Source organism: Pseudomonas sp. WSY_20 (genome assembly GCF_043104335.1).
Lineage (GTDB): Bacteria > Pseudomonadota > Gammaproteobacteria > Pseudomonadales > Pseudomonadaceae > Aquipseudomonas > Aquipseudomonas parafulva_B.
On record NZ_JBICKP010000088.1, the window covers coordinates 1 to 10,665 of the forward strand.

The window sequence follows — 10,665 nt, forward strand, 5'->3', positions numbered from 1 at the left end:
TGTTCATCCTGTTTTGCTTTCGGCCTTCTCGTCATCCTTGCGGTTCGTAACGCCTCAAACACAATGATTTTGGCGCTGCTATCAACCAATAACCGACTGGTCTTATGCGCAAAATCATTTCGTATGTTAGCCTTTTTAGCATGATGAACCGCAATTCGATGCTTGGTCTTGGCTCTGCGGTTAGAGCCTTTTTGCTGCCTTGCCAGTTTGCGCTGCAATCGCTTGATATAGCGGTCTGCTTTGCTCATGTTCTTTTTCTGGCTATGGGTGAAATCATAGGTTTGTTCGCCAGCACAAACGGGGATCGCCACGCCTCGGTCAACACCCATGGTGTGCTCTTCCAGATATTCTCTGGTCGCCCCTTGCAGAAAAGCTAAGTGCTCTTCATTGGTACTTAGTTTGCGATCAGGCTGTCCTTGCTCATAGCAGAATGACACATAATAGTGGCCGCGCTCTTTTCTCACATAAAGCGAGTTTGGGATCTCAAATTTGCCATGTGCCTTAAAGGACAGATAACCGATATTGTTGGTCTTTGTCCCAATAAACAGGCGCACGTTGCCGTCATCGCAATGGTCGAAACGGAACACTTCACGGGTAAGATAAATGCTTCCTTTGTCCGTTTTAGGTTTTCGCTTTGGCCTGCCGCATTTCCCGCTCATGAATTTCTGATAAGTTTGATACCAGTTAACCGCGCTATTACGCAAGATTTGACTAGGGCATTCACTTAGCCACGGAGAAAGCTCTTTGGATTTGAATTGTGAAGTGGTCTGGTCGATGGGCGCGTAAGTTCCGATGGTGCAATATTTACGGGCATAGGTTCGGTAATAACGCTCTTCTTCTACCTTGGCATTCCAGATACTACGAGCGCACCCCATCCACTGACTCAAGATCAGTTTTTGGTGAGATGTCGGGTTAGCGCGTAGCTTGATGTCAGTTAACATGATGTCCGTTTATTTGCTATTTACACCTGAAATTATTACACTTACTTAAACTTTGTCAATCTAGCATGTGGTTATAATGTACGATTGGAGAACAGGTAGAAGCTGCATTTTTAAAAACAACGTTCATCTAGTCTTTGTTACAAAGTATCGTCGTGGTGTTTTTACCAAAGAAATGCTTGAACGGACTGAGGCAATAATGAAAGAGACTTGTGAGCAGATGGATTGTGAGCTACTGGAGTTTGGTGGAGAGGACGATCACATCCATATGATGGTGTCCGTACATCCAAAATTGGCAATCTCAAATTTAGTCAGCAAGTTAAAAGGTAAATCGTCTTACATGATCCGGCGAGAGTATTGGGACAGGGTAAAAACAATGCTTTGGGGCAACCATTTCTGGTCGCCAAGCTACTGTGTGGTTTCTTGCGGAGGGGTTGCCCTCGATGTTGTTCGGGAGTACATCAACAACCAGAACGAACCGCCCAGCGAAAAAGCCATGAAGACATCACAAGCGTTGAAGCAAAGAAAAGAGTAGAAACCACTTGCTTGACTCGCCCCTAAAGGAGCGAGATTGCGCAAGCACTCCGTTCAAGACCGCCGATGATGAGAGCCAGGCCTCGCTCGAATGCCGCGTCCGGACCGCCTTCGTAGACGATTTTCATCGCGCTCTGTAGGCGCGCCGGCATCGTAGACGCTGAGGTGGTCAACTGATCTTCGCCCCGCTCCTCGGCGTCTGCCTCGCTAGCTTGCTGCTCAAGAACAGCGCCGACGGTGAAGTAGCTGATTGCCATCAACGCATAGGTCGCGTCACCTGCCGAAAAGCCAGCATCGCAAAGGAAGCGAAGCTGCGCGTCGGCTTTTTCCATCTGCGGCGCGGCTGGCCGCGTCCCGGCATGAATACGCGCGCCATCGCGATAAGCGAGCAACGCCCGTCGAAAACTGCATGCATTGCCCTTCAGGAACGAACGCCAGTCGTCGTCATCCCTTGGCGTCGAATGCGTGTGATTTATCGTCAGCATGGCTTCGGCAAGTGCGTCGAGCAACGCACGCTTGTTCTTGAAATGCCAGTAGAGCGCTGGCTGTTGCACCCCGAGGCGCTCAGCCAGTCGGCGCGTCGTTAGACCTTCCATGCCCACGTCGTTAAGCAGTTCGAGCGCGGTTCGGATCACGGCCTCGCGTTGGAGCTTGTTCATTCGCGAATTCTCATGTTTGACAGCTTATCATCGATAAGCTTTAATGCGGTAGTTTATCACAGTTAAATTGCTAACGCAGTCAGGCACCGTGTATGAAATCTAACAATGCGCTCATCGTCATCCTCGGCACCGTCACCCTGGATGCTGTAGGCATAGGCTTGGTTATGCCGGTACTGCCGGGCCTCTTGCGGGATATCGTCCATTCCGACAGCATCGCCAGTCACTATGGCGTGCTGCTAGCGCTATATGCGTTGATGCAATTTCTATGCGCACCCGTTCTCGGAGCACTGTCCGACCGCTTTGGCCGCCGCCCAGTCCTGCTCGCTTCGCTACTTGGAGCCACTATCGACTACGCGATCATGGCGACCACACCCGTCCTGTGGATCCTCTACGCCGGACGCATCGTGGCCGGCATCACCGGCGCCACAGGTGCGGTTGCTGGCGCCTATATCGCCGACATCACCGATGGGGAAGATCGGGCTCGCCACTTCGGGCTCATGAGCGCTTGTTTCGGCGTGGGTATGGTGGCAGGCCCCGTGGCCGGGGGACTGTTGGGCGCCATCTCCTTGCATGCACCATTCCTTGCGGCGGCGGTGCTCAACGGCCTCAACCTACTACTGGGCTGCTTCCTAATGCAGGAGTCGCATAAGGGAGAGCGTCGACCGATGCCCTTGAGAGCCTTCAACCCAGTCAGCTCCTTCCGGTGGGCGCGGGGCATGACTATCGTCGCCGCACTTATGACTGTCTTCTTTATCATGCAACTCGTAGGACAGGTGCCGGCAGCGCTCTGGGTCATTTTCGGCGAGGACCGCTTTCGCTGGAGCGCGACGATGATCGGCCTGTCGCTTGCGGTATTCGGAATCTTGCACGCCCTCGCTCAAGCCTTCGTCACTGGTCCCGCCACCAAACGTTTCGGCGAGAAGCAGGCCATTATCGCCGGCATGGCGGCCGACGCGCTGGGCTACGTCTTGCTGGCGTTCGCGACGCGAGGCTGGATGGCCTTCCCCATTATGATTCTTCTCGCTTCCGGCGGCATCGGGATGCCCGCGTTGCAGGCCATGCTGTCCAGGCAGGTAGATGACGACCATCAGGGACAGCTTCAAGGATCGCTCGCGGCTCTTACCAGCCTAACTTCGATCATTGGACCGCTGATCTTCACGGCGATTTATGCCGCCTCGGCGAGCACATGGAACGGGTTGGCATGGATTGTAGGCGCCGCCCTATACCTTGTCTGCCTCCCCGCGTTGCGTCGCGGTGCATGGAGCCGGGCCACCTCGACCTGAATGGAAGCCGGCGGCACCTCGCTAACGGATTCACCACTCCAAGAATTGGAGCCAATCAATTCTTGCGGAGAACTGTGAATGCGCAAACCAACCCTTGGCAGAACATATCCATCGCGTCCGCCATCTCCAGCAGCCGCACGCGGCGCATCTCGGGCAGCGTTGGGTCCTGGCCACGGGTGCGCATGATCGTGCTCCTGTCGTTGAGGACCCGGCTAGGCTGGCGGGGTTGCCTTACTGGTTAGCAGAATGAATCACCGATACGCGAGCGAACGTGAAGCGACTGCTGCTGCAAAACGTCTGCGACCTGAGCAACAACATGAATGGTCTTCGGTTTCCGTGTTTCGTAAAGTCTGGAAACGCGGAAGTCCCCTACGTGCTGCTGAAGTTGCCCGCAACAGAGAGTGGAACCAACCGGTGATACCACGATACTATGACTGAGAGTCAACGCCATGAGCGGCCTCATTTCTTATTCTGAGTTACAACAGTCCGCACCGCTGCCGGTAGCTATTGACTATCCGGCTGCACTAGCCCTGCGTCAGATGGCTCTGATCCAAGGCAAACTGCCAAAATATCTGCTGGCACCGGAAGTCAGCGCCCTGCACCATTATGTTCCGGATCTGCATCGCAGGATGCTGCTGGCTACCCTGTGGAACACCTACATCTGTATTAACGAAGCGCTGGCATTGACCCTGAGTGATTTTTCTCTGGTGCCGCCCTATCCCTTTGTGCAGCTTGCCACGCTCAAAGGGGTTTGAGGTCCAACCGTACGAAAACGTACGGTAAGAGGAAAATTATCGTCTGAAAAATCGATTAGTAGACAAGAAAGTCCGTTAAGTGCCAATTTTCGATTAAAAAGACACCGTTTTGATGGCGTTTTCCAATGTACATTATGTTTCGATATATCAGACAGTTACTTCACTAACGTACGTTTTCGTTCTATTGGCCTTCAGACCCCATATCTAATCGATAGGTGAACCATCCTGCACAATTCTGATGATTTTCATGAATCCTGTCGTTTTTAACATAATGGGTATTAAGTGTAGTGTGTTTGTCTATCAATAAGAGATTTATCTAATTTAATTCAAGCCCCCGGCGCAGGTGGTAACCACCCCCGGCGCAGGTGGTAACCACCCCCGGCGCAGGTGGTAACCTGACAAGCCACAAAAACGCCCGCAAACCCTTGTCAGTACTGAGTTTTCGCGTTTTTCCAAAATTCCGGTCTAAGAAGTTCTAAAGAACTTCTACCATGCGCGGCTTTCAGCCGCCGCTTTAGGCGTCGTCTGAAGCCTTGCCTTCGGGCTTCGCCCTGCGCGGGCTAAAGCCCTTGCAGACACACCCCCGCCCCCGCCCCGCCGCTACCCCCTTCCTTGCAGGCGAAAACGCCTCTACTGGCTTTCTAGGGCCTCTGCCGGGGCTGCGGTGAGCGTATCCAGCAGATCGACTATCCGCCTCATGGCTTCTAACCACGCTTCGTGCATCCAGAATGGGGCTATTTCGCCGTGCTGGAGTGTGCAAAGCGGATTGAGAACCCGGCGCGGGTTCTTCCATGTCTCGACGGAAAGCACCAGCCCGTCCGCATGGATGGAAAAGACTGGTAGCGCTTTCGGCTGGCCCTTCTTCTTGGGGTTGTAAGCCGGAAACCCAGAAATTTCCGTCAGCCGATCAACATGGCTTGTCTCGCGCTTGGTCGATGAGTTCCTGCATCGCCCGCATGACTTCTTCGTGGGTGTACGACTTGGCGTTGGGGTCGTCGGCCTCTCGGAGAGCTTCCTCGACCTCGCGGGTCATCCGCGCATATTCTTCCGGCCACAGCGCTTGCTCCATGCGCAGCGACGCCTGCCCAAGCAGGTGCAGCAGGCCGAACAGCCGCATGTCATTGGTGGCGACGACGTGCTCTCGAATCCGCTCCTGGATCACCTCGCAGGCCCGATGCGCCTCTGGCGTCGCCGTGCCCTCGTAGCCGGCTGGGAGTTCTGCTTCTTCAGCGATTCGCGCCCAAGCGATAGCCGGTGGACAGGTTCATTTGCTCATCCACTTGCGCAGCAGACGCTTTTTCAGGGAGGCGCGCTCTTGCGGATTGCGTCCCTTGTGGTTGGCAATGCGATCCGCCGTGGCGGCCTGGCGCTTGATGGGCCAGTAGGAGCGGCCATCCTTACCCATCGACCAGACGTTGCTGACCTGGTTTTCCAGTAGAGGCAGATGGGCGCATAGAGCTTCCGGCGACGCGCTGGCCAGCGCGGTGCGCTCGTGAGTTCGCCAGCGCTGATGCCAGAGTTTCTTGTCCTCGCGCTCGCTACGGCAGGTCGTGTGCCCAACGATGGGCGTTTTGCGGCGGCTGCGGCTCATGATGTGGTTGTCTCCAAGAACATTCAGGACAGGCTTTCTGGGTAGAGCGCCGTCAACCGGGACAGGGTTTCTTGCACTTGTTCCAGCGAGGTCATCAGATGATCAACCTGATCCTGAAGATCCACGGCGAGATCAAATAGCTCAGCCACTCGGCTGCGTGATCCCTCGTTGAACGCGGCCATTGCCAGTTGATGCAGCTTCAACAGGTCGGTGCGCAGTTGCGGAGGTGCGCCGTCTGCGCTGTCATTCAAATCGCCGCGCAGCACGTCCACGGCATCGACTGCACGCAGCAGTGCCGTGGTATCGAAATTCTCGGGAGTCAGTTCGTCCCATTCGTCGTCGGTGATGCGGGCTGCCATCAGGAGGGCTCCGATTAAGCGGTTGCGAGCGTTAGATGCCCGATCGGCTCGGCTGCTGGCCGTACCTTGATTTCGATGTCGTAGCCGAGGCGATTCAGACAATCCATCAGCTTGCGTTCGGATAGATTGGTGAAGTCGCCGCGCATCATGCCCGACACCTTCGGTTGCGGGATGCCCATGCGTTTGGCCGCCGCTTGTTGAGTCAGCCCAAGGGCGCGCATGGCCCTCCTGATCTCGACCACCAGGCCGGTCTTGATCTTGAGCTTTTCAGCGTCAGGCAGTCCAAGGTCGGCAAAGACGTTGCCCGAGCTGCGCTGAACCTCGACGCCTTCAATGATTCGTTTTTGCATTTCGTAGCTCCTGTGCCAATACCTCGGCCACCTTCAGCCGAGCGCGGATGATGTCCATGTCGGCCTTTGGCGTGGCGATTCCGCTCTTGCTCTTCTTCTGGAAGCAGTGCAGGACGAACACCGCTTCCGCAAACTTGACCGTGTATACCGCTCGATAGGTGCCGCCGGCATCGTCTTCGACGACCTCCAGCACGCCGGCACCACCGAACCCCTTGAGCACCTTTGCTGCGTCATCCTGATCGCCTATCTGCGCCAACGAGAGCGCGTAACCGAAACGGCGACGCACGTCGGACGGCAACGCCATCAAATCCTTGTGGCTGCTCGCGATCCATTCGAGCGGTTTTTCTTTGTTTGTCATGACGGAATTTTATACCTGTTCAGGTAATGATGTAAACGCGGCAACCTCAAGGAGGTGTCGTAAAACATTTGTTTTGCGACAGGCTGTCAGCCGCCGCTGTGCTACCTGTGCAACACCCCCTCAAAAATGTACGGAAAACTCTATCGCTATTCACTATTATGCGGAAACCTGTTTTTGATGGTTATCCGCCTATGTTGGTTGGCTACATGCGCGTGTCGTCGGACTCCGACCGCCAGAGCACGGACTTGCAGCGCGACGCGCTGCTCGCCGCCGGCGTCGATCCGCGTCACCTGTTTGAGGATCGTGCCTCTGGCGCGAAGGATGACCGTGCCGGCTTGGCGCGGGCGCTTGAGTTCGTTCGAGCCGGCGATGTGCTGGTGGTGTGGAAACTCGACCGGCTCGGTCGCTCGCTGTCGCACCTGCTCGCCATTGTGACTTCGCTCAAGGACAAGCGGGTGGCGTTCCGCTCGCTGACAGAGAACCTGGACACTACGACGCCCTCGGGCGAATTCCTGTTCCAGGTGTTCGGTGCGCTCGCGCAGTACGAGCGCGCCTTGATTCAGGAGCGCGTCGTCGCGGGCTTGGCCGCCGCACGCAAACGCGGCCGGATCGGCGGCCGGCCGCAGGCGATCACTGGTGAGAAGCTGGACGCCATCGTCGCCGCGCTCGATGGCGGCATGTCTAAGGCGGCGGTGTGCCGCAACTTCAATGTCAAGCGCACTACGTTGATCGAAACATTGACGCGAGCAGGTTGGCGTGGTGCGGGAAGGACGGTCGATGAGCAACAAGAATAAGCTACTCACCGTCTTTTCTGACGCAGAGCAGGAAGCCTTGTACGGCCTACCGGACTTCGACGATGCTCAGCGGCTGGAATACCTGGCGTTGACCGAATCTGAACTGGCGTTCGCCAGCAGCCGGCCTAGCCTGCAGGCCCAAGTCTATTGCGTCTTGCAGATCGGCTACTTCAAGGCCAAGCATGCTTTCTTCCGCTTCGATTGGCATGAGGTCGAGGACGATTGCGCCTTCGTGCTGAGTCGCTATTTCCACGGCGAAGCGTTCGAACGCAAGGCGATCACCAAGCATGAGCACTACAGCCAGAGGGGTCAGATCGCCGAACTGTTCGGCTACCGGTCGTGGGCGGCTAGCTTCCTGCCGCAACTGGCACAGCAGGCTGAACAGATCGTGCGGCGCGACGTAATGCCAGGATTCGTGGCCGCCGAACTGATCGTTTGGCTCAGCGAGCACAAAATCATCCGGCCCGGCCACACCACCTTACAAGAGCTGGTCAGTGAAGCCCTGTCCACCGAACGCAGGCGCTTGGGCGGCTTGCTGGCAGAAGTGTTGGACGAATCGGCCAAAGCTGCGCTGGGCCAGCTCCTGGTGCGTGACGACACCCTGTCTCAACTGGCAGCGCTCAAGCAGGACGCTAAAGATTTCGGCTGGCGTCAGATGGCAGGGGAGCGCGAGAAGCGCGCCACGCTGAAGTCCTTGCACGGGATCGCCAAGGCGCTGCTGCCCAAGCTCGGCATCTCGCAGCAGAACCTGCTGTACTACGCGAGCCTGGCGAACTTCTATACCGTCCATGACCTGCGCCACCTGAAGGCGGAGCAGACCCGGCTCTACCTGCTGTGCTATGCCTGGGTACGTTACCGGCAGCTCACCGACAACCTGGTCGACGCGATGGCCTTCCACATGAAAAAACTTGAGGACGAGAGCCGCACGGGTGCGAAACAGTCCTTTGTCGCCGAACAGCTGCGACGCCATCAGGAAACGCCGCAGGTTGGCCGCCTGCTGTCGCTGTACGTGGACGACAGCGTGGCCGATCCGACGCCGTTCGGCGAGGTGCGCCAACGCGCCTACAAAATCATGTCCAGGGAATTGCTGCAAAACACGGCGCAGCGCATGAGCGTCAAGCCACTGAACAAACTGGCGCTGCACTGGCAGGCGGTGGACGGCCTGGCCGAACGCATTCGACGCCATCTACGGCCGCTGTACGTCGCGCTCGACTTCGCCGGCACGGCCCCCGATAACCCATGGCTCGCGGCGCTGACTTGGGCCAAGAGCGTGTTCGCCAAGCAGCAGCGCCTATCACAACGGCCACTCGACGAATGTCCGGCGGCAACGCTGCCGAAACGCTTGCGTCCGTACCTGCTGATGTTCGATGCCGAAGGCACGCCGACAGGCCTGCATGCCGATCGTTACGAATTCTGGCTTTACCGTCAGGTCAGGAAACGCTTCCAGGCGGGCGAGCTCTACATTGACGACAGCTTGCAGCACCGGCATTTGTCCGACGAGTTGGTTTCGATGGACGAGAAAGCCGCCGTGCTCGCGCAGATGGACATCCCCTTCCTGCGGCAGCCGGTCAGTGCCCAGCTCGATGCACTGGCGGCCGAGTTGCGTGCGCAATGGGTGGCGTTCAATCGCGAGCTGAAACAGGGCAAGCTGACGCACCTGGAATACGACAAGGACACGCAGAGACTGACCTGGCGCAAGCCCAAGGGGGAGAACCAGAAGGCGCGCGAGCAAGCTCTCTACGAGCAACTGCCATACTGCGATGTCGCCGACGTGTTTCGCTTCGTCAACGGCCAGTGCCAGTTCCTGTCGGCGCTGACACCATTGCAGCCACGCTATGCGAAGAAGGTAGCCGACGCCGACAGTCTGATGGCGGTGATCATTGCCCAAGCCATGAACCACGGCAACCAGGTTATGGCACGTACCAGCGACATCCCGTACCACGTCCTGGAGAGTACCTACCAGCAGTACCTGCGCCAGGCGACGCTACATGTGGCCAACGATTGCATCAGCAACGCCATCGCCGCACTGCCGATCTTCCCGCATTACTCGTTCGACCTCGATTCGTTGTACGGTGCCGTTGATGGGCAGAAATTCGGCGTCGAGCGACCAACTGTGAAGGCGCGCTACTCGCGCAAATATTTCGGCCGCGGCAAGGGCGTCGTCGCCTACACGCTGCTGTGCAATCACGTGCCGTTGAACGGCTACCTGATAGGCGCACACGAGTACGAGGCTCACCACGTGTTCGACATCTGGTACCGCAACACGTCGGACATCGTGCCGAGCGCGATCACCGGCGACATGCACAGCATCAACAAGGCCAACTTCGCCATCCTGCACTGGTTCGGACTTCGTTTCGAGCCGCGCTTCACCGACCTCGACGACCAGTTGCAGGAGCTGTATTGCGCCGATGATCTGGCATTGTACGAGAAATGCCTGATCCGGCCGGCTGGCCAGATCGACCGGCAACTCATCGTCGGTGAGAAGGCGAACATCGACCGAATCGTCGCCACACTGGGCCTGAAGGAAATGACGCAGGGCACGCTGATCCGCAAGCTGTGCACCTATACGGCGCCGAACCCGACGCGGCGCGCAATCTTCGAGTTCGACAAGCTCATCCGCAGTATCTACACACTGCGCTACCTGCGCGACCCGCAACTGGAGCGTAATGTTCACCGCTCGCAGAACCGCATTGAGTCCTATCACCAGCTACGCTCGACCATCGCCCAAGTCGGTGGGAAGAAGGAATTGACCGGCCGCACCGACATCGAAATCGAGATCAGCAACCAGTGCGCCAGGCTGATCGGCAACGCGATCATCTTCTACAACTCGGCGATCCTGTCCCTGCTGCTGACGAAGTACGAGGCAGCTGGCAATGCCAAGGCGCTGGCGTTGATCACGCAGATGTCGCCAGCGGCCTGGCGGCACATCCTGCTGAACGGGCATTACACCTTCCAGACTGACGGCAAGTTCATCGACCTGGATGCGCTCGTGGCGGGACTGGAGCTGGGCTGACGGAAATTTCTGGGATTCCGGCGTACAACCC

The 10,665-nt window shown here is 57.2% G+C and carries 12 protein-coding genes and 1 pseudogene; 5 read left to right on the forward strand and 8 right to left on the reverse strand.

From position 1 onward, the window contains the following. Nucleotides 1–941, reverse strand: a 941-nt coding sequence (locus tag ACF8E5_RS21130) for an RNA-guided endonuclease InsQ/TnpB family protein (protein WP_392475756.1), incomplete at its 3' end; no start/stop codon positions are given. A 76-nt stretch (nucleotides 942–1,017) separates the two neighbouring features. Here ACF8E5_RS21130 and tnpA point away from each other — a divergent pair. Then, complete coding sequence (gene tnpA / locus ACF8E5_RS21135; RefSeq protein ID WP_009873365.1) at nucleotides 1,018–1,473, forward strand: IS200/IS605 family transposase; 456 nt, start codon at nucleotides 1,018–1,020, stop codon at nucleotides 1,471–1,473. Between the two features lie 22 nt (nucleotides 1,474–1,495). On the opposite strand, the gene tetR(C) is transcribed toward tnpA, so the two are convergent. Beyond that, on the reverse strand, nucleotides 1,496–2,131 hold the full coding sequence (gene tetR(C) / locus ACF8E5_RS21140) for a tetracycline resistance transcriptional repressor TetR(C) (protein WP_009873364.1): 636 nt from the start codon (nucleotides 2,129–2,131) through the stop codon (nucleotides 1,496–1,498). Between the two features lie 92 nt (nucleotides 2,132–2,223). Here tetR(C) and tet(C) point away from each other — a divergent pair, with 92 nt between their 5' ends. Continuing rightward, nucleotides 2,224–3,414: a tetracycline efflux MFS transporter Tet(C) gene (tet(C), locus tag ACF8E5_RS21145; protein ID WP_000841446.1), complete on the forward strand. Its 1,191-nt coding sequence runs from the start codon at nucleotides 2,224–2,226 to the stop codon at nucleotides 3,412–3,414. A 91-nt stretch (nucleotides 3,415–3,505) separates the two neighbouring features. Here the strand turns inward: tet(C) and ACF8E5_RS21150 are convergent. After that, nucleotides 3,506–3,595, reverse strand: a pseudogene (locus tag ACF8E5_RS21150) (type VI secretion protein); the annotation flags it as partial. 268 nt (nucleotides 3,596–3,863) lie between these two features. Here ACF8E5_RS21150 and ACF8E5_RS21155 point away from each other — a divergent pair. Next, on the forward strand, nucleotides 3,864–4,169 hold the full coding sequence (locus ACF8E5_RS21155) for a tyrosine-type recombinase/integrase (protein WP_009873361.1): 306 nt from the start codon (nucleotides 3,864–3,866) through the stop codon (nucleotides 4,167–4,169). Nucleotides 4,170–5,076: 907 nt separating this feature from the next. On the opposite strand, the gene ACF8E5_RS21160 is transcribed toward ACF8E5_RS21155, so the two are convergent. The 5 genes from ACF8E5_RS21160 to ACF8E5_RS21180 are packed head-to-tail and all read right to left on the reverse strand — an operon-like array spanning nucleotide 5,077 to nucleotide 6,827. Continuing rightward, on the reverse strand, nucleotides 5,077–5,418 hold the full coding sequence (locus ACF8E5_RS21160; RefSeq protein ID WP_025999701.1) for a hypothetical protein: 342 nt from the start codon (nucleotides 5,416–5,418) through the stop codon (nucleotides 5,077–5,079). A gap of 15 nt (nucleotides 5,419–5,433) precedes the next feature. Further along, entirely contained in the window at nucleotides 5,434–5,760 is a 327-nt protein-coding gene (locus ACF8E5_RS21165) for a hypothetical protein (RefSeq protein WP_000091614.1), read from the reverse strand. A gap of 23 nt (nucleotides 5,761–5,783) precedes the next feature. Beyond that, nucleotides 5,784–6,119, reverse strand: coding sequence for a hypothetical protein (locus ACF8E5_RS21170; protein ID WP_000741275.1), 336 nt, complete (start codon nucleotides 6,117–6,119; stop codon nucleotides 5,784–5,786). A 14-nt stretch (nucleotides 6,120–6,133) separates the two neighbouring features. After that, entirely contained in the window at nucleotides 6,134–6,469 is a 336-nt protein-coding gene (locus tag ACF8E5_RS21175; RefSeq protein WP_001172026.1) for a helix-turn-helix domain-containing protein, read from the reverse strand. Next, complete coding sequence (locus ACF8E5_RS21180; RefSeq protein WP_003151133.1) at nucleotides 6,450–6,827, reverse strand: type II toxin-antitoxin system RelE/ParE family toxin; 378 nt, start codon at nucleotides 6,825–6,827, stop codon at nucleotides 6,450–6,452. Before ACF8E5_RS21180 ends, ACF8E5_RS21175 begins: the two co-directional genes overlap by 20 nt. A 191-nt stretch (nucleotides 6,828–7,018) precedes the next feature. Here ACF8E5_RS21180 and ACF8E5_RS21185 point away from each other — a divergent pair, with 191 nt between their 5' ends. Then, a complete protein-coding gene (locus tag ACF8E5_RS21185; protein ID WP_010465829.1) occupies nucleotides 7,019–7,621 on the forward strand; it encodes a recombinase family protein in 603 nt (200 codons plus the stop codon). Continuing rightward, entirely contained in the window at nucleotides 7,605–10,634 is a 3,030-nt protein-coding gene (locus ACF8E5_RS21190) for a Tn3 family transposase (RefSeq protein WP_010799689.1), read from the forward strand. The genes ACF8E5_RS21185 and ACF8E5_RS21190 overlap by 17 nt, the downstream gene beginning before the upstream one ends. Nucleotides 10,635–10,665: the final 31 nt, after the last annotated feature.